The sequence below is a fragment of the Luteimonas sp. A537 genome, assembly GCF_054052065.1.
Window position 1 is genome coordinate 1 of record NZ_JBSVRH010000002.1, and the last position, 18,223, is coordinate 18,223.

Annotated in this window: 17 protein-coding genes and 2 pseudogenes; 15 read left to right on the forward strand and 4 right to left on the reverse strand. The window is 61.6% G+C overall.

Annotated features, from left to right (window positions below):
• Positions 1 to 108: 108 nt before the first annotated feature.
• Positions 109 to 723 carry a hypothetical protein gene (locus tag ACW7GZ_RS03950; RefSeq protein WP_457007981.1) on the reverse strand — a complete coding sequence of 205 codons (615 nt, stop codon included), beginning with the start codon at positions 721 to 723 and terminating at the stop codon, positions 109 to 111.
• A 297-nt stretch (positions 724 to 1,020) separates the two neighbouring features.
• Between ACW7GZ_RS03950 and ACW7GZ_RS03955 the strand changes: the two are divergent.
• From ACW7GZ_RS03955 to ACW7GZ_RS03975, 5 genes and pseudogenes are all read left to right on the forward strand, one after another.
• Positions 1,021 to 2,157, forward strand: a pseudogene (locus ACW7GZ_RS03955) (IS3 family transposase).
• Between the two features lie 560 nt (positions 2,158 to 2,717).
• A complete protein-coding gene (locus ACW7GZ_RS03960) occupies positions 2,718 to 3,458 on the forward strand; it encodes a hypothetical protein (protein ID WP_457007983.1) in 741 nt (246 codons plus the stop codon).
• 728 nt (positions 3,459 to 4,186) lie between these two features.
• A complete protein-coding gene (locus ACW7GZ_RS03965) occupies positions 4,187 to 4,624 on the forward strand; it encodes a hypothetical protein (RefSeq protein ID WP_457007985.1) in 438 nt (145 codons plus the stop codon).
• 258 nt (positions 4,625 to 4,882) lie between these two features.
• Entirely contained in the window at positions 4,883 to 5,356 is a 474-nt protein-coding gene (locus ACW7GZ_RS03970) for a hypothetical protein (protein WP_457007987.1), read from the forward strand.
• A 268-nt stretch (positions 5,357 to 5,624) separates the two neighbouring features.
• Positions 5,625 to 6,158: a hypothetical protein gene (locus ACW7GZ_RS03975; protein ID WP_457007989.1), complete on the forward strand. Its 534-nt coding sequence runs from the start codon at positions 5,625 to 5,627 to the stop codon at positions 6,156 to 6,158.
• 59 nt (positions 6,159 to 6,217) lie between these two features.
• Here the strand turns inward: ACW7GZ_RS03975 and ACW7GZ_RS03980 are convergent.
• A pseudogene (locus tag ACW7GZ_RS03980) lies at positions 6,218 to 6,328 on the reverse strand (IS30 family transposase); the annotation flags it as partial.
• On the reverse strand, positions 6,282 to 6,602 hold the full coding sequence (locus ACW7GZ_RS03985; RefSeq protein ID WP_457007990.1) for a helix-turn-helix domain-containing protein: 321 nt from the start codon (positions 6,600 to 6,602) through the stop codon (positions 6,282 to 6,284). The pseudogene ACW7GZ_RS03980 and the gene ACW7GZ_RS03985, both read right to left, overlap by 47 nt.
• A gap of 80 nt (positions 6,603 to 6,682) precedes the next feature.
• On the opposite strand from ACW7GZ_RS03985, the gene ACW7GZ_RS03990 reads away from it, so the two are divergent.
• The 4 genes from ACW7GZ_RS03990 (at position 6,683) to ACW7GZ_RS04005 (ending at position 9,039) form a co-directional block, all read left to right on the forward strand.
• Positions 6,683 to 6,856: an integrase core domain-containing protein gene (locus tag ACW7GZ_RS03990; protein ID WP_457007992.1), complete on the forward strand. Its 174-nt coding sequence runs from the start codon at positions 6,683 to 6,685 to the stop codon at positions 6,854 to 6,856.
• 67 nt (positions 6,857 to 6,923) lie between these two features.
• Positions 6,924 to 7,535, forward strand: a complete 612-nt coding sequence (locus ACW7GZ_RS03995; RefSeq protein ID WP_457007994.1) for a hypothetical protein — start codon at positions 6,924 to 6,926, stop codon at positions 7,533 to 7,535.
• 199 nt (positions 7,536 to 7,734) lie between these two features.
• Positions 7,735 to 8,256 carry a hypothetical protein gene (locus tag ACW7GZ_RS04000; protein ID WP_457007996.1) on the forward strand — a complete coding sequence of 174 codons (522 nt, stop codon included), beginning with the start codon at positions 7,735 to 7,737 and terminating at the stop codon, positions 8,254 to 8,256.
• 108 nt (positions 8,257 to 8,364) lie between these two features.
• On the forward strand, positions 8,365 to 9,039 hold the full coding sequence (locus ACW7GZ_RS04005; protein WP_457007998.1) for a hypothetical protein: 675 nt from the start codon (positions 8,365 to 8,367) through the stop codon (positions 9,037 to 9,039).
• A 64-nt stretch (positions 9,040 to 9,103) separates the two neighbouring features.
• On the opposite strand, the gene ACW7GZ_RS04010 is transcribed toward ACW7GZ_RS04005, so the two are convergent.
• On the reverse strand, positions 9,104 to 9,910 hold the full coding sequence (locus tag ACW7GZ_RS04010; protein ID WP_457003899.1) for a hypothetical protein: 807 nt from the start codon (positions 9,908 to 9,910) through the stop codon (positions 9,104 to 9,106).
• A gap of 116 nt (positions 9,911 to 10,026) precedes the next feature.
• On the opposite strand from ACW7GZ_RS04010, the gene ACW7GZ_RS04015 reads away from it, so the two are divergent.
• The 6 genes from ACW7GZ_RS04015 to ACW7GZ_RS04040 all read left to right on the forward strand — a co-directional run bounded on the left by ACW7GZ_RS04015 (position 10,027) and on the right by ACW7GZ_RS04040 (position 18,217).
• The gene (locus ACW7GZ_RS04015; protein ID WP_457003897.1) at positions 10,027 to 10,851 is read left to right on the forward strand and encodes a M15 family metallopeptidase; all 825 of its coding nucleotides are present in this window, start codon (positions 10,027 to 10,029) and stop codon (positions 10,849 to 10,851) included.
• Between the two features lie 63 nt (positions 10,852 to 10,914).
• Positions 10,915 to 11,175: a PAAR domain-containing protein gene (locus ACW7GZ_RS04020; RefSeq protein WP_457003896.1), complete on the forward strand. Its 261-nt coding sequence runs from the start codon at positions 10,915 to 10,917 to the stop codon at positions 11,173 to 11,175.
• A 28-nt stretch (positions 11,176 to 11,203) separates the two neighbouring features.
• On the forward strand, positions 11,204 to 12,679 hold the full coding sequence (locus ACW7GZ_RS04025; RefSeq protein ID WP_457003894.1) for a hypothetical protein: 1,476 nt from the start codon (positions 11,204 to 11,206) through the stop codon (positions 12,677 to 12,679).
• Positions 12,676 to 16,458 carry a type VI secretion system membrane subunit TssM gene (gene tssM / locus ACW7GZ_RS04030; protein ID WP_457008000.1) on the forward strand — a complete coding sequence of 1,261 codons (3,783 nt, stop codon included), beginning with the start codon at positions 12,676 to 12,678 and terminating at the stop codon, positions 16,456 to 16,458. Before ACW7GZ_RS04025 ends, tssM begins: the two co-directional genes overlap by 4 nt.
• On the forward strand, positions 16,455 to 17,435 hold the full coding sequence (gene tagF, locus ACW7GZ_RS04035) for a type VI secretion system-associated protein TagF (RefSeq protein WP_457008002.1): 981 nt from the start codon (positions 16,455 to 16,457) through the stop codon (positions 17,433 to 17,435). Before tssM ends, tagF begins: the two co-directional genes overlap by 4 nt.
• 2 nt (positions 17,436 to 17,437) lie before the next feature.
• Positions 17,438 to 18,217, forward strand: a complete 780-nt coding sequence (locus ACW7GZ_RS04040) for an OmpA family protein (protein ID WP_457008004.1) — start codon at positions 17,438 to 17,440, stop codon at positions 18,215 to 18,217.
• Positions 18,218 to 18,223: the final 6 nt, after the last annotated feature.

An 18,223-nucleotide genomic window follows, 5' to 3' on the forward strand; every position in this document is an offset into this window, starting at 1 on the left:
TTTGTCTCTGACTTCTTCCTGGTCATCTGTCTCACCTCGGGTTGCGATATTGAATCGCTTATCCGGGTGTCCGTGAAGCAGGGGCAGGATCAGTCAATCCGCCGGGCATCACGGCAGCTCGCCGTGCGAAATCGCGCAAGACGAACGAATGGGCGTGTCAAGTTCCTGGTCAATATCCCCGGACTTTGTGTAGCTGAAGAACTCGATGAATTGAGTGCAACGTTCAAGTTGTGACCCTTTGATCTTTGAATTCAGTACTCTTGCTCCTTCCCAGGAATGATAGGAAGACACAAGACTGGTTGATGTCGGATGGCCTTCGTCGTCATAGAAGACGATGCTTGATGAAAGTCCAGGGCCGTGCCCGTCATCAATAGAGGGATACACGAACTGTATCCACGGAGACCCATTATGGGTTCCCGATGCAACATCAATGAATTCGTGGGCCTTCCAAGGCGACTTGATCTCGCTCGGGGGGATAGGGATGATGCTGCCGAGCGTGCAGCCAGAATTGATGGGGCGCATCGCGTCATACGCTTGGACGAACATGCCGTCTTCTATGCGATACGCCTTTTCGATGTCGAAACCCACTTCGCTCCCGTTGGGGATCTTGGATACGCCTGCGAGAAAGGAGATACAACCCTCCGTTTGGCTTCCAGTGCTCATTGCGCAGCCGGGTAGAAGGAGTGACAGGCATACGGCCGTGATGTAGTTGATTTTATTCATTTATTTCACGAACAGTTGGAAGGTTGCCTTGGAGATGTAGGTAGTGCTGATGGTCTTTGAGATGGGTTGTATGGTTGAGGAGCTTGGACTGTACATATTCCCATGCTCGCAGTGAACCGCCCCGGAAATTCCGGAGGCTCGTTGGCGTGAGTCACGCTGCCATGGCGAGCTCTCGGATCTGTTGATAGTAGACCGCTTCGGCGAGTCTGTAATTTGAACTGTGTAACTGCCTGATCCTGCCCCTGTTTGCCGGACATCCGGATAAGCGATTCAATATCGCAATCCAATGTGAAGCAGATGAAGAGCAAAACCGTGGTGAAGCAGGTCCGGAAGCGTTACAGCCCGGAGTTCAAGCAGCAAGCCTTGGCGCGCGCCGCGCAAGACGGCATGGCGATGGCGGCCAAGGACTTGGGGCTGCAAGAGAGCCAGCTCTATGGGCGGCGCACCAAGGCCAAGTTGACCGGCCAGACCAGCGAGGAGCAGCGGCTGCAGCAGTCTGAGCATGCCCGGCTCAAGCGTGAGGTGGCGCAGCTGGAAGAGGAGAACGCCTTCTTAGAATGGGCGGCGGCGTACTTCGCCAGGCAACCCAAGTGAAGTACGCGATGATCCGCTCGCACGAAGCTCAGTTCCGGGTGCACATGATGTGCCGTGTGCTGACGGTGTCGCCGAGCGGCTACTACGAATGGCGCGGTCGGGCGCGGGCGCGGGCGCAGAAGCAGCTTGATGCCGAAGTGAAGCTCGCTTTTACGGCTGAAAATAGCCGTGCGGGCTCGACGGGTCTATCTCGACGGCTGAAGGCGCAAAGCCACACCGCCGGCCGCCACCAGGTGGCGCAGAGCATGCGCCGGCATGGCCTGCGGGCCAAAGATGCACGCAAGCACAAGGCGACGACGAACTCAAAAACACTCGCTGCCAAATCTGCTGGCGCAGGACTTCAGTGCCCAGCGGCCCAACCAGAAGCGGGTCGGCGACATCACCTACATCGCCACCGACGAAGGCTGGCTGTATCTGGCGGTGGTGCTGGATCTGTACTCGCGCATGGTGGTGGGCTGGTCGATGTCGGATCGGATGACCGCGCCCCTGGTGTGCGATTCGCTGCGCATGGCCCTGTTCCGGCGCCATCGGCCTCGTGGCGTGATCGTGCACTCCGATCGCGGCAGCCAGTATTGTTCGCGCGAGCACCGCACGCTGCTCGACGAGCACGGCTTGGTGGCCAGCATGAGCGCCAAGGGCAACTGCTACGACAACGCTGCGATGGAAAGCCGGAATCACAGCTTGAAGGTCGAGGCCGTGCACAGCGAGCGTTTCAGTACTCGCGAACAAGCCAAGGCGCAGGTGTTCGACTACATCGAGGTTTACTACAATCGACAGCGGCTCCACTCCACGCTCGGCTATCTCAGCCCGGAGGAGTTTGAGCTATCCCGTGTCGCTTAGATGGATGTCCGGAGTTCCGGGGCAAGCTCATTTTTACCGCGCGCCCACGACAATCCTCTCCACAGGTTAGCTGACGCCATAAGCGGTGCCGCACGTCATCTCCGCGCCGCCCTTCAGGAAATCGAAAGCGCCGATGAAATCGACCGAACGGCTATTCGCCCTTCTGATTGGCTCGCTGCGGCTTCTCTCGCAGATCGCCTGTAGTGCACAGCCGCAACTGGACCAGGACAAGCGGCGGCCGGCTTCGCCGGCATCCAAGAACGCCCGCGGGGGCACGTCGGGAATCGCGGGCTATCACTGCCCAGGTTCGGCTTTCCTATCCGAGTTTCGCTGCTGGCCTACCATGACGTAGGCTTAGACGACATTACTTCGACAGCGTCCAGCATGCGAGAGGGGGCGCCCGGCGTGAGCTCATCCCATATAAACGGTGAGGATGGCGATTTCAGGTTCCTGCGGACGGAGCGGAACCCGAACACATTGACCCACCTAAACACAATTGCGGGGGCGAATGCCTTGGATGAAGAAAGAGACACTCACCAAAGTATGGCAGAGACGGCGCAATGAGGAACTTCCTTGCTTCCTTGGCGATGCTTATTCAAGCATGCTCTGCGAGCGGGCATTCAGAGGCATCGGGGAAGGCCCATTCCGAAACATCTATCGCAAATCCGAATGAGCAACGGGAGAAAGATCAAGCAAAGGATAGCGAGTTCACCAGAGCGAAGATGGCCGACGGGAATACATGCGCAAAAGCCTTATCTTTTGCAGAAAAAGTCAGCGAAGGCACCCTGAGTGCATTCAGAGTATTCAACGACTACCCACCAGTTGCGAATGCCAAGAGTCCTGGCGAGGTAGTCATTGAGCCGTTCCCAGACCAGATCACGGCTCTTTCTGCCTGTTTGCCTAAGAATGCCTTCGAGTTCAAGGTGCTTACGGATGGTGTGCTGGTGAATGGAACCGAATCGCAACTCTTCCCGCTTTCAGTTTGGAGGATTCAAGAAAATTACTACCTGGTAACGTACCTGCACAAGAACTACGACATGAGCGATGGTGAAGGGGAGGCGGTGGAAGTATCCGGAATCGTGCTTGACGCTAACGGGAAGCCAATAAAGCCCATGCAGGAGTTATCCTCGTGGTACGAATACGAAGGCTCCATCAGAATCAGGGATCTCCATTACTTGAATGGAAAGTTCACCACCACAGAGGAAGTCTTTGACCCAGTTGAAAGAGATGAAGCAGGTCGAGCTCTTGATTATGTCAACGACCATGGAAATGACGTCATCAAGGAGCATTACCTTCATTGAGGGCCGAGTGGCCTCACTTAGTCCCGTTGCGTTATAAACAAGTACTATAGTGGAGTGAACCGCCGACCTTTCCGGGGCTCCAACCTTTAACGGCGCTTCATCGTTTCGAGTGCGTAGCTTAGTCTTCGACGGACGAGAGATAGCGAGCTTTATGCCCAGATCCTGGGTCTGCGAGCACCATGGGGTCTGGCAGGGTCCGAATCCAGCTTCTACCGAGTACTTGCCGAGTACAACCAGTGCCACCGCCGCGGCCGCGGCCTGAAACAGTTGACTGGACGTGGTAATTACAGAGATCTCGCAGCAACGCATGAACGAATCTGGGTGGAAGTATCGATTTCGAGGCGAATCCAGATAAAGTAGACGAGCCAACCCATGCTGTTCGGTCAGGATTGATGTTCTGGGTTGATAAAAAATTATATCTACAGGCAGACAACGGAATCACCGAGACCCTGCAGACAAAATTACCGATTTAATTAACAAAGGCACGAAAAGCCACAAGGAACGGTGGAGTCTTGTCGAGCTTATAAGGAATGGCAGGATTTTTATAGATGCCGTATAGCTCAAGCACGATGCATTGCAGTACGCGCTCCTCCTTGAGGCACACTATCCGCCAAACTGCCAAATCCCAACACCCTCGAGGCTATGACGTTATGTATACTTTAATTCTAATGGCCGCCTGTGCTATGCCCTGCAGCCCCGAACTGCTTTCTGGGTCCGAGCTGTTTGTAGTGCCTAAAATTGACCGAGGAATGCTAATCAAAACTTCAGAGTATCAGTTTGAACTAAAGCCATCTCCGGATCAATTTTACGTTATCGAAGGAACTTCCGGCAACGGCGCCAGAATAAAGCACAAGCTGATGGAACCGCATTTTTCAAGGGCAGAAAGAATGTTTGTGGTCGAGAATCATTCCTGCGGCGCGAAACACATTGATCTCGTCATTCAGACCGGGCCGAGCCAGAATGCAGACATAATTGAGAGAAATTATTACCGGGTAGTTTTTTCGCAAGACCTTAGCTCAGTTGTCTCTGAGTTCTTTGACCCCAGCGTAGCGGTTGCAAATGCCGTTCTGCCGCTCCAGACCATTGGCGTTATAGCTAAAGAATCGACGGAAATTGAGATTTCCTGCAAAGACAATTCACCTATAGTGCTATCCAAGGAGAAATGAATAGCTCTGGATCTCAAGTAGCAGCTGTTAGCACGAACTTTCAGCCTAGCCGCACTGAGAGCACGTGCCGATCGAGGATGGCGCCATCGGTTCTAGGAGATCGGAGAGGGCGGATTCTACTGTGCCAAGACTGGCATTTACAGGGCGGCTGATGGCGAAGCTACTGCACAAGCTTCGGCCGGCTAGTCAATCCATACGAGCGCCCACCCGCTCCAAGGCGGGCAACCGAAACCATATCCTCTTACCGCGTGCTCGGCGATGAAGCTTAAAAACACGATATCGTTGCCGTTTCTATTCATATTCATCGCATCAGGCGTAGCCTGTGCCGACAACCAAAACTTAGGTCGATCATTCCGAGCAATTGCCGATCAGTTCTCTTTCGATCGCGGCAACCGCACAGCCAATATCCCTCTTGACGTGACCGTCAGCGGCTGGGCCGTCAGTTGCAGTCGAACGCGCGCTATTGTTTGGGGCCATGACAACAATCTAGTAGAAATGGGTGCCCCGCCAGTCGTCAAGGTCTATTTAATTGACATTGAGCGTGACGAACCCATCAACCATTACACAGTGACTCGCGGCCCTTATGAAGTGACCTTCAGCCGAGACCAGAGCCGGGCAACAGTGGACGACTATGTCGTTGACCAAGCTTCAGGCGAAGTTATCGGAATGACAGAAGACATCAATCTGGCAGCCGAGTCCTGCCCTTTATTTTCAGGTAAGCAGTCGGACTGATTTTTCGTGCGGCAGAGCACGACAATCGATTACCTCTCGGGCGACCACGGCTCCTTCATCATGTACACGCTGGGCAGATGACCGTCATGCGAAGTGCCCCCTTGTGACCGTGACCCTGCTGCTGGCCGCCTGCAATCCGGGTGCCAGACTGGACGCGTCGTACTTTGTCAGGGGGTAAGGGCGAAGTGCGCGTTCATGCGCGCACACGTTGGCGATTTGCGGCTGGTGACGATGTGTCGGGTCACAACGGATGACACGCATATCCACCATGTACATATCAGCCTGGGAACCGACCAACCATGAACATCAGGCGCACACAGGAACGAAGTTAATGAGACTTCTTCGAACCATTGCCCTAGTGATCGCAGCGCCATTTTCTGCAATTTCGTGCTCAACACCTGTCCAGATGTTTATGCTGAGCAACGATGGTGAGTTCATAGACTATGCAGGAACAGCGACAATAAGCGGGGTTTACTTCGTAAATCCGAGTAACATCGAGATTCACGATGCCGTGTGCTTCTTCCCAGACGATTCCAGCCAGAAATCGCTTCCACAAGACTCTGATGGAAAGCCGTTTCATTGGATGTGCTTCTCCAATAACGCCGAGGCGAGAGAAATGCTGGGATTGGACTCCCTCCAGCATTCTGATTCAGCTTGCTACCAGGGTTATACGAAGATCACAGTAGAAAGCTACCGCCGCTATGTTGCCGAGAGCGAGGGCGTCAGTTTCTCCGACCTCACCAACACGCATCAACACAGCGCTGCTTCAGTGGTCTCGTGTAACGCAATTCATTCGCCCTGAATGGACCGGCCAGACCTTGCAGGTACCTACAAAAATGCTCGGTCTCAACTTGCAAGCGTCTGGCTGGCGATCGGCAGGTCGCGGCCCTTCGGCAGGAACTGACGCAGCAGGCCATTGGTGTTCTCATTGCTTCCGCGCTGCCACGGTGCATGCGGATCGCAGAACCAGATGTCCATCTTCAGCCGCCGGCTTCGCGCGGCGCAGCGCGGCGACCATGTCCTGCTTGAGAGCGCCACGCGGCCTGGCGCTGCGACGTTCGCGACAGCCTTGGGTGGCCAGCGTCGCGCCATAGGCTCCGGGTCCTGCCCGCTGCAGCTCACGCGACAAGGTGGACGGCGAACGACCCAGCCGGCGCGGAGTCGAACGCAGGCTGCTGCCGTTCTGGCGCTCGATCATGATCACGGCGCGATCTTCCGGACTCAGGTGATGGTAGGTTCGGGACATGACAACGCCCTTATATGAGGGCGTTGCACTTGGGAGTTGAGTCTAAGCTGTGCCGCTGGTTCGGTGTGGCACGGCGCAGCATGTACTACAAGATCCGCACGTTGAAGGAGCAATGCGCCCACCGTCACCGCTTGGAACCCCAGCAGCACGCGATGCACGTGATCGGGGAATGGATCCAGCTCTACGACTTCCGGCGCCCGCATCAGGCGCCGGGCATGAAGACACCCGCTGAAGCGTATGCGTTAGCGGCCTGACCTGAGCAAAAACCGTTGGGTCATTACATGATTTCCGCGCCATCATTCATGAAGTTCAGAAACACCGATGAAATCGATCAAATGGCCATTCGCCTTTCTCATTGGCTCGCAGCTGCTTCTCTCGCAGACCGCCTGTAGTGCACAGCCGCAACTGCAGCCGGCTTCGCCGGTATCTACGAAGCCGCCCGCGGTGCCTGCTGATACGACACCGCGCGCCGGACCACCTGTCCAGTCGCGGGCTACCATTGCCCAGGTTAAATTCGCCTATCCGTATTCACGCTGTGCGTATCCCTACAGTCCAACCAACTTCTGCGACGTCGTCCACATCAATGCCTACACGCAGGCACTTCAAGGACAAACAGCAAACTTCGCGAGTGATCGGATCCTATTGAATGTATCCACTCGTCCCGAATATCACCAGAAGTCACTGGTGGTAATAGAACCGGATACGGGTGCCGTCTGGCCATTTCCGTTCGATGCATATGCGGGATCACTTGATGTGCACGGCAACCCGGTCGGGGAAGGCGCGCTCGACTTCTCCATCGACAGCAGCACCGTATGCATTGAAGGTTCGCTGTTGGTCTACCGTGTCATTGAAGCAGGCCGCTTCTGCTTTACCTTTGATGGTGGGCGTTTTGAAGGCCACACCACTCAATACATGCAGGAATCTGATGACTGAGCCGAAGCAAGAAAAGGAGACGCGCGCCACCTTGGAAGGCGGCAGCGTCGCGTTCGAGTGCCCGGGGTGCTCAGGGTCAAGGCGTCGCAGCATCCTTTCATGGCGGCCGCAAGCGGCAATGTAGATCTGTCGCTTCCGGATGGCTTAGTCAACATCGAGCCTCGTCGCTTCTTCAGCTTCTCCGATTAAGGGTTTCCTCATGCCGCATCTTCAGCCTACGTACGCCAACGGCATGCTGGCAGCAGTCCTGTTTCTTTTCGCAGCACTTCTCGGTTGCAACGGCAGCCAGGTCCACAACGCAACAGTCGATGCTTCCGATGCAACCACATCGCGTTCGCTGTTTGAGCAGGCCACTCATGGCTTTCCGACCTGCGACATGGGCGACCTGTTCATCGACGAGTACACGCGAACGTCGTCAAGCCCGTATCTGGAGGCGATCGAGGATTTCCGCTGCAACACTTCGGACACGCTGGTGACCTACTGCATCGACGAGCAGTTCCTTGGGCTCGCCGTGGATCGCCTTGCGGTTCCCCGAACTACGCTCCCGGTATTTGCGCTCTACTTCGATGCCGATCTCGAAACGGCTCGATCGACGCTGATGGCGAAACTCGGAAAGGACTTCCGCGAGTCCGCGGAATCACAGTTTGGCGTCGCGCCGGAACTCGTCCAAGACCCCGCCGACGCTTCAGCCTCGGTCCTGATCTGCACCAAACCCGACTGAGGGGTGAACCGCCCGGGAATCCCGAATGAATCACGCCGCCATGGCGAGCCCACGGATCTGAACTCCGAAAGGTTCCTAATGCCAACTTCCATCTGTTGGAGAAAACCCATGATCAGCCGATTTGCCAGCTCCATGGTCGCCGTACTTACCCTGGCGCTGTTCCTCGTCGCTTGCTCCGAGCGCGAGCACAGCACCAGGAGACAGGTGGAAACCTTGCAGCCCCGACTGAAGCTGGTAGCTGACGCACCTCCTGCATCGGAGCAATGCGATTCGGAGGGGCGCTGCAACGCGGCACTCGCCGGCAACCAGGACGCCCTCGCGCTGTGCGAAGGCGATACGGCGACGCTGTACTGGACCGAGGGTCGGAGGCACTATCTTCTTTCCTGCGAGTGCAAATGCACCTCGCACGACAACTTCGGATGGCTGGTCGATGGGTCGTCTGGCAAGGTCCAGGGGGTGGCGCTTGGAAAGCCGGCGATCGCGACGGAGCTGGTCGATGTCGATGCCGTGAGCGATATCCTGGCGCCCCATCCGTTCTGTGAGGCGATCGATCCCGGCTCCATGCAGGCTGCAGAATTCGTCAGCTTGATCAAGCAACCAACCGGCGACGAAGATACTCCCTACTGTTTCTCGCCCAGGGCGTTCATTACGTCCAGCCAAGGCCTTGTCATCGAGGACAACGGCAGCAAGGTGCCTGAAAGCGATGAGGAGGTATTCCTGCTCACCTCGGCTGACGTGGCGGCGGCTGTGCTGGCTTTGGCTAGACAGACAGTGGCGGACTAAGCCGCCCCCCGACTACAGTCTCACGCCTCATACAACGCCGCGACTTCCCTGAGGCAGGCGCCACTCACTGCATCGGGCAGGCAGGATCGCCGCGATGCTTCGCGCACAGCTTCTGCCGACAGCGAATGCCGGCCGTGGTATTGGCCGCGGGGCAGGACCGCAACTGCCTCTGCAGGTTTGCCGAACTCTGGTTGGCCGCGGCGACTTCGCTGCTGGCCGGGGATCCAGGCTCCGCCGAGGGCGCCTTGCTCAATTGCGCGACCAGCTCATCCAGGGTTTGCGGGCCGGTGCCGCCAGCTTGGGCCTTGTCAGGTTGTTCGCGGATGTTCGCCATCAGGACGGCAAGCAGGTCCGCCTTCTCGTCCGCGGTTTGCGCGCGCGGACGCGCGGTCCGCCTGGCGCTTGCCGATGTGCCACCCCGGCTTGCCGTTGCTGCCGGCGCAGCTTCGGTGTTGAGCCCGAGCCGGCTGGCGAGGTCGGTTCCCGCCTCGGCTGCTTCGGCATTCGCGCCGATGTTGGACAGCGGGTCATCCGTCGATGGCTGCCCGCCGTGCGCGCTCCCTCCATCCACGAGCACGGCCGTGGATGATCGGTCCACGACGCCTGACGGTGACAGGGGCGCATGGGCGACCTGCATCGACTCGGCCGAACCGCGATCAGACAGTGCAGCCCAGCCCGCGATCCCGATGGCGGCCAGGCCGGCGGCCAATACCCACGGCAAGAACCGCGGCCAAGGTCGCTGTTGACTCCCCTGCCCCGCCAGCTCCACGTCGAGCCTGCCACCGGCCGCGCGCGCGCCCTCCTGTCCTCCAGGCGCGGGGCCGGATTCGAAAAGACTGGGGCGGGCTGGTTTGCGATCCTTGCTGTCCACGGGCGTGCCTGTTCTTTCCATGGCCGGGCTGTATATTCGCCAAGCATACTTCATCCCTCCCGCAAGACCACTCCGGTCCACGGACGAGACCAGACGACCCAGTGATCGCGCTATGGATGGCCCTGCTCTTCGCATTCGCATGCCTGCTGGCGTGGCTTGCATACTTCGCCGACGTGCGGGAGCGGCTGCTTGCGTGGCTCCTTGCCCGACTGCGCGCAGTCGGCGGCCGGGCCAGGCGTATCAGCGGCTCGGTGCAACACGGCCTGGCTCGCAAATCGCGGCGTGACCAGCCTTCGCACCTTGCGGAAATCTTCCAGACGTATCGTCACCTGCTGTTGGCAGGACTGCTTGTCATCGCGCTGCCGCCACTGCTGGTGCTGCTGTTCCGGCGCGAGGTGATCCTGGACGGGTTCGAAGGCGTCGCCAGGCCGGTGGCCAGCGTAAAGCTCGAGGAGCTCCTTCGTGGCGAGCGACTGGTGCCCCCTTCCCCGCCGCCTCCGGAAGTGTTCATGACCGCAGAAGTCGAGGAGGTCCGGCCGATGACGGCGAGCGCGGACCGCAAGTGGGATCAGCTGGATGCGGAGTTCACCCAGCGGCTGCTTGCGATCTATCAGGTCATGCGGGAGCAGCACGGGTACGAAATGGTGCTGGTGGAGGGCTATCGCAGCCCGGCCCGGCAGGACCAACTGGCGGCGCGTGGCCAGCACGTGACCCGGGCACGGGGCGGGCGGAGCTGGCACCAGTACGGTCTGGCCGCCGACAGCGCCTTCATGCGCGACGGCAAGCTGGTGATCACCGAGCGCGACCCGTGGGCGATGCGGGGCTACCAGTTGTACGGGCAAGTCGCCAGGGAGGCCGGACTGGTCTGGGGCGGCGACTGGACCAGCATCAAGGACCTGATGCACGTGGAACTGAGACGTGAAGGCGTGATGAAGCGATAGCCGCTCTGCTATCGTTACCCGTCGTTCATCGACGATGTCGATCCAGGGATTCGGGAGAACATCATGTCACGCCCTTTTATCTTGCTTGGAGACGCGCTCAGCCACGGCGGCACGGTCACGTCCGCTTCCGTGCAGAGTGATGTCGCCGGGCGTCCAATCGCCCGCGTCGGCGACGCCTGCGTCTGTTCGAAGCACGGCCCAACTACGATCGCCAGCGGCGATCCGACGCTGGTCATCGATGGCATGGCCGTCGCGCGCTCCGGGGACACCACCGCATGCGGCGCATCGTTGATGCCCAGCCAGGCCACCACCGGCATCCGTTGAACGGCCACGGGTTCCTGATCAACGGATGATGAGCAGACTTCTGCGCTTTCTCATGTGGCTGTTGCTGACCGCCCTGGTGGTCTGGGTGGTCGTCATCGGCTACTGGAAGATCGTGGGCGTACGTCCCGATGTCCGTGCCCTGGTGCTGTACCTCGGCGTCCTGCCGCTGGGTACGTTCGCGGTCCTGGCGCTGCTCAAGCACGGCCTTGCGAACGCCCGCAGCAAGGCCTCCAACGCGCAGGCTGACTCTTTGGAAGCTGCAGGCGACGACGCAGCGACGGGTGGGGACGCCCCCGCAGGCGAGCCCGCCACGCCTGTCGGCATCCTGGCCAGTGCAGTGCAACTGCCCGCGGGCAGCGACGTCGCGAGCGTGCTCGGGGCGATCGGCACGCCTGCGGCACCGCAGCTGCATCAGAAACTCAAGGACGGGTCCGGTTATCCGGTGTTCGCCAGCTGGATCGACGACGTCGACACCGATGCGGTGATGCAGGCGTTTGAAGCCGCCGGCGGCAAACACGCCGATATTCGCCGCCTCCCCGAAGAGCAACTCCGCGCCTTCGGCCTGATGCTGCCCGTCACGCAGGACCTGCTCGCCGAGGTGGTCGCAGAAGACTGGCTTGCTGCGCCACTCCCCTCGGTCAGCGGAGGACGCTCGACGGCCCCGCCGCCCCCCAGGCTGCAGGCCAGCATCCTCCTTCCTTCGGAATGGACTTCCGCGATCCGGGAACTGGCGGTGGCCTGGTTCGTGGAAGAAGCACGCGCTGCCGGCATCCTCGCCGGACAGTTGGTTGCTGAGGTCATCCCGGCCTCTGGTAGCGACGAGGTCTGGCGCCACCTTTCGAAAATCGCATTGCCATCCTCCCCGCCCTCCCCCGCGCCGGTCCTGCATCTCGTACTGGCATGCCACTCCCAGCTCGGGGAACGCAGCGTCCAGCGGCTGGACCAGGCGGGGCAGCTGCTTTCGGCCATGCGCAGCGAAGGCATCGTGCCGGGTGAAGGCGCGGCCGGCGTCCTGCTGCTCGCAGCCGACGCGGACGGCGGGTTCGCGCTGCCGCCGAAGGCCGTGCTCCGCGCACACGCCACCATGCGCCAGGGCGTGTCCTGGCAACCGCGCACGGCAGTCCAGCAAATGGAAGACCTTTTCGGGCAGGTTCTCGCGCGCGCACCGGGCGCGACCAGCGATGAAGTGAAGGCAATGGTCAGCGATGCCGACCTGCGCAAGTCGCGCGCGACCGCCGTTGCCGGATTCATGGATCGGGCCCTTGAGCACCTGGATCCCGAGAGCGACTGCATGGCCACGGGGAGCAGCTGTGGCCATGCGGGCATCGTGTCCCCGCTTTCCCTGATTGCATTGGCCGCCGAACGAGCGGCGGCAAATGACCAGCCCGTGCTTGCAGTGGCGGTTGCGGAACCCGACCAGCGCACCATCGCCCTTGTGTCTCCCCCCGACTCCCCGGCTGCCGACGAGACGGCCGAATCCTCCAGCAACCCGCAGGCAACATGAGCAGACTCCGCTATTTCCTCACCGACTATCGAACGATCACGGCGCTCGGGCTGCTGCTCGCCGGAGCCACCCTCTTCCTCGGCGTCGACGGCATGAAGCAGGTGGGCTTCTGGCTGCTGGTCGCCGGTGTCGTGATTACGCTGGTCTGGCTGCTGGTCTGGGGAATCCGCAGGATCCGTACGCGCCGGGCCGCGAACAAGCTTGACGACATGATGCGCGACCAGGCGGACACCGCCCTGGCGCATGCCAAGCCGGCCAGCCGTGCGGACACGGAGGTGCTGCGCGAAAAGATGCTCGAGGCGGTCAAGGCGATCAAGACTTCGCGCCTGGGCCAGGCCCGCGGCACCGCGGCGCTCTACGAGCTGCCCTGGTACGTGATCATCGGCAATCCCGCAGCCGGCAAGAGCACGGCGGTGCTCAATTCCGGGCTGCAGTTTCCGTTCGAGGACAGCCGCAGCAACGTCATCCACGGCATCGGCGGCACCCGCAATTGCGACTGGTACTTCACCACCGAAGGCATCGTGCTCGATACCGCCGGCCGCTACACCGTCAGCGTCGAGGACCGACTGGACTGGCTGACCTTCCTCGACCTGCTGCGCGCCAACCGGCCCATGGCCCCCATCAACGGCGTGATCATTGCCGCGAGCATCGCCGAACTCACCGGCAGCAAGCCGGAGTTCGCGATCGAGCTGGCCAAGAACCTGCGCCAGCGCGTGCAGGAGCTGACAGAGCGCCTGGAGGTATTCGCGCCGGTGTACGTGGTGTTCACCAAGGCCGACCTGATCGCCGGGTTCTCCGAGTTCTTCAGCACGCTCGATCCCGCGGAGCGTGAGAACGGCTGGGGTGCCACGCTGCCCTATGAAACCGGTGGAACGGCCGACGCACTCGTCTCGTTCGACACGCATTTCGACATCCTCTCCGACGGCCTGAAGGAAGTCGCGCTGTCCCAGCTTGGCATGCGCCGCGGCCAGGAGTCCGGGCCGGCGCTGCTGACGCTGCCATTGGAGTTCGCGGCGATCAAACCCGCCCTGCGCACCTTCATCGCGACGCTGTTCGAAGAGAACCCCTACCAGTTCAAGCCGGTGTTCCGCGGCTTCTACTTCACCAGCGCGATCCAGGAAGGCGCATCGGTCCATCGCGCCTCGGAGCGCATTTCCCGGCAGTTCGACCTCGGCCCGGCGCCCGCGGCAGAGGAAACACCGGCGCCCGAGGATGGCTCGCAGGACGGCTTCTTCCTGAAGGGACTGTTCCGCAAGGTCGTTTTCGCCGACCGGCAGCTGGTCAAGCAGCACTCCACTCCGCGCCGCACGCGTCTGCGTTACGTCGCCTTCCTCGGCGCCGCCGCCGTGCTGGCCCTGGTCCTGGCCGGCTGGACCTGGTCGTATACGGCCAACCGCCAGTTCGCCTCCAACGTCACCGCGGACCTCGGGAAGGCGGTGGAGGTGCAGCAGGGCCGCGTCGATCTGAAATCGCGGATCGAGGCACTGCTGATCCTGCAGCAGCGCCTGGAACAGCTCGAGCAGTACCGCGAGGACAAGCCGCTGTCGCTCGGCCTGGGCCTGTACCAGGGGGCGCGCATCGAGGAGAAGGTGCGCCGCGAGTACTTCAACGGCATGCGCCAGATCATGCTGCAGCCGGTGACCGAGCGGCTTGAGGGCTTCATCGGCGATTTCGTCGCCAACGGAAAATCGAGCCCCGCTGCAGAGGCTCCTGAAGGCGGCACGCAGGAAGCCACCGACACGCTTTACCAGGAGGCGTCGGCCACGAGTCCCGATGACGGCTACGCCGCGCTGAAGGCCTACCTGATGCTTGGTGACCGGTCGCGCGTAGAGCCCAGTGCCCTGTCCTCGGAGCTGACCCGGTTCTGGCGCAACTGGCTGGAAGCCAACCGCGGCCAGATGACGCGCGAGGAGATGGTCCGCAACGCGGAGCGGCTGATGACGTTCTACATATCCCAGTCGTCCGCATCGGACTGGCCGACGATCGAAACCAGGTTTGCGCTTGTCGACGACTCCCGCAACCTGCTGCGCGAGATCATGAAGGGCAAGCCCGCCGTCGAGCGGGTATATGACGACGTCAAGACCCGGGCAGCCACCCGCTTCCCGACGATCACCGTCGACTATCTCGTCGGCCAGGACGTCAACAAGGGCGCGATCACGGGCAATTACGCGATTTCCGGCGCCTTCTCCCGCGCGGCATGGGAAGGCTATATCCAGGATGCGATCAAGGAAGCATCCAACACCCAGCTCAGCACCACCGACTGGGTCCTGGAAACCAGCGCGGCCACCGACCTCACCATCGCCGGGAGCCCCGAGCACATCGCCCAGGAGCTGGCCGGGATGTACAAGACCGAGTACGCACGGGAATGGCGGCGCTTCGTCGACAATGTCGCGATCGCCGAGTTCCCGAGCTTCGACGTGGCGGTGACCCGGATGGACAGCCTCGGTGATCCAAGGAACTCCCCGCTGCTCAAGCTGATGACGCAGATCAACGAGAACACCATCTGGGACAACCCGAAGGCCCAGAGCGAGCTCATGGGCAAGGCCCGCGAAGGCATCACCGGCTGGTTCGAGCGCGTGATCATGCGTCGCAACCCGACTTCGATCCCGGTTCGACTCGATCCGCAGACCGGTCGCCAGGAGCCCGTGCCAGCAGGCCCCGTGGGAAGCGAGTTCGCAGGTTTCGCGCGCTTGATGGCCGGGCGTGACGGCGGTGCGTCGATGCTCGGCAGCTACTTCGAAGCACTGGGCGGGGTGCGGACGCGACTGAACGGCATTCGTACCCGGGGCGCGACGGAAGCCGGCGCGAGCAAGCTGATGCAGGACACGCTGGCCTCGGGATCCGAGCTGTCGGAAGCACTGAAGCTGGTGGACGAGCAGATGCTCGACGGCATCGACGACGCGCAGAGGCAATCATTGCGCAGCCTGTTGCTGAGACCGTTGACGCAGACCTATGCCGCGCTGGTCGGCCCCACCGAGACCGAGCTCAACCATGTCTGGTCCGCGCAGGTCTACCAGCCCTTCGAGAACGGCATCGGACAGCGCTACCCGTTCACTCCCGGCGCTTCGGTAGAGGCCGTGCAGTCCGACATCGAGCAGGTATTCGGACCCAACGGCAACGTCGCCCAGTTCAGCAAGGACACGCTCGGCAGCCTGGTCACCCGACGCGGCAACGCGCTGGAGCCGGCGCGCTGGGCAAACATCGGGATCACGCTGTCGCCCGAGTTCCTGGCGGGATACCCCACCTGGGTGGCACCGCTTGGCCAGGTCGCCTCCAGCGCTGGTGGTTCCGGCGGCGGCGCGCAGCAGACCTTCCAGATCAAGCCGCAGCCGGTGTCGGGTCTCAACGAGTACACGATCGAGATCGACGGCCAGGTCCTTCGCTACCGCAACACGCCGCCGCAGTGGCAGACCTTCCGCTGGCCCGGCCAGGGGACGCCGGGCGTACGGGTCTTCTCGATCACCGCGAGCGGCCAGTCGGTGGAATTCCTGAACGCGCCGGGCAACGAGGGCCTGAGCAGGCTCTTCGACGCCGCGGATCAACGCACCATCGGCGACGGCCACTACCAGCTGACCTGGCAAGCGGCGGGCAGCCCTGCCATCACCATCGAGCTCCAGATCATCGCGGCGCCCGTCCAGTCGAACAGCGGAGGAAGTTCGGCCGGGCTCACTACCAACAGCATGCGCGGACTGCGCCTGCCCGCAACGGTCACGCCGGCCACGCCGGCACCGGCCACCCAGCCATCCGTTGGCAGCCCGCAGCCGGAGGTGCAGCGATGAACGAGGTGGCGATCCCGGTCAGCTATTTCGGCAAGCTGCCATCGCGTGGCGATTTCGTGCGCACGCCGGACAACCATCAGCTGATGAACCTGCTCGACCGCTGGGTTGGCAGTGGCCTGGAGCTGCTGAGCCATGACGTTGCATGGAAGCAGTCCTATGAAGCCGCGCAGTCCCTGCACTTCGCGTTCCTGGGGCCGCGCAGCAAGCTGGTGATCGCGGGCCACTTGCAGCCGAGCCGCGACACCTCGGAGCGCCGGTTCCCGTTCATCGCAGCCACGCACCTGCAGGTCCCGCCCTCGCTGGATTTCGTCGCGCGCAGCCCGCTGGCATTCTCCCGCCTGTGGGTGTCGCTGGCCCGCATGGTGCGTGCGGCAGTAGCCGCGGAGGACCCGACCGACCCGCTACGCCAGATCGCGGAGACACGCTTTTCGCTCAACCCGACTCCTGCCGCGTATGACGCGACCTTCCAGGACTTCCTGGACATGCAGGTGCTGGATTCGCTCGAAAGCGCCCTGGCCGATGCCGGGCACGGCCAGGTCACGCTGAAATGGGCGCTGCCGGCACTGGGTCTGCTGCTGCAGCCGGCCCTGGGCGGCGCCGCCATGCCCATCGACAAGGGCCTGTCGCTGCCCCTGCCACGGGATCCCCTGTACCGCCCCCTTGCCGCCGCGTTCTGGCTGGACCTGGTCTCCGGCTTCCTGGCGCGTGCCGACGTCGAGCTTGCACTGATCATCAACGAGGGCGACAAGCCGCGCCTGACCATCGGCTTCAACGGCGCCGATGGCCGGATCCTGCACAGCGCGATCGATCCCCGGGTGGGTGCCGAACGCCTGATCAACGTCGACGCCGCGGATTGGGTCGAGGACCAGCTGCAGGGCGATTACGCCCTCAACAAGCTGGCCAGCTACCTCGACCGCGGCGATCTGTCGCTGCGGTCCGCGCGGCAGGTTTTCCGCGAAACGTTCCTTGGAGCATGAACATGCGAACCGCCATCGCCACCGGCATCCTGGCCATCGGCTTCCTGGCCCCGCACGCCGTACTGGCCCAGGCCGGAGGCGCGGATCTCCCGCCCATCGTGGTCGAGGGCGTGGTCCCCGACGAAGCCACCAAGGCCGCCGTTCTCGCCAAGGTGCGTGAGGTCTACGGCGCCGAACGCGTGGTCGACAAGGTCCTGATCGGCACCGTGGTTGCGCCGCCCAACTGGAGCGAAAACGTCGCGAAGCTGGTGGACCCCAAGCTCAAGCAGGTCACCAAGGGCGAGCTTGATGTCAACGGCAACAGCGTCACCATCAAGGGCACCGTGGTCAACGAGCTGCAGCGACAGCAGGTGGCCAGCCAGCTGCTGACCTCCTTGAACTCATCGTATGCGGTGAATGCCGACGGCCTGGTGATCGGGGGTTCGCCGCAGAACCTGATCGACGAGGTGCTGGCCGACCGGATCATCGAGTTCGAAAGCGGAAGCGACCGGCTCACCCCCGCCGGCCAGCGGATCCTGGACGAGCTCGTCGGCCCGATGAAGGACGTCGGCAATGCGCGGGTACAGATCATCGGACACACCGACAACGTCGGTCAGCGCCAGGCCAACCTGGGCCTGAGCCTCGCCCGTGCGGAGCGCGTGCTCGAGTACTTCAGTGGGCGGGGCGTGCCGACCTCGGGCCTCAGCGTCCTTGGCCGTGGGCCGGACGAGCCCGTCGCCGACAACGCCACGCCGGATGGCCGCGCCCGCAATCGCAGGATCCAGTTCACGGTCCTTCAGTAGTCCGGC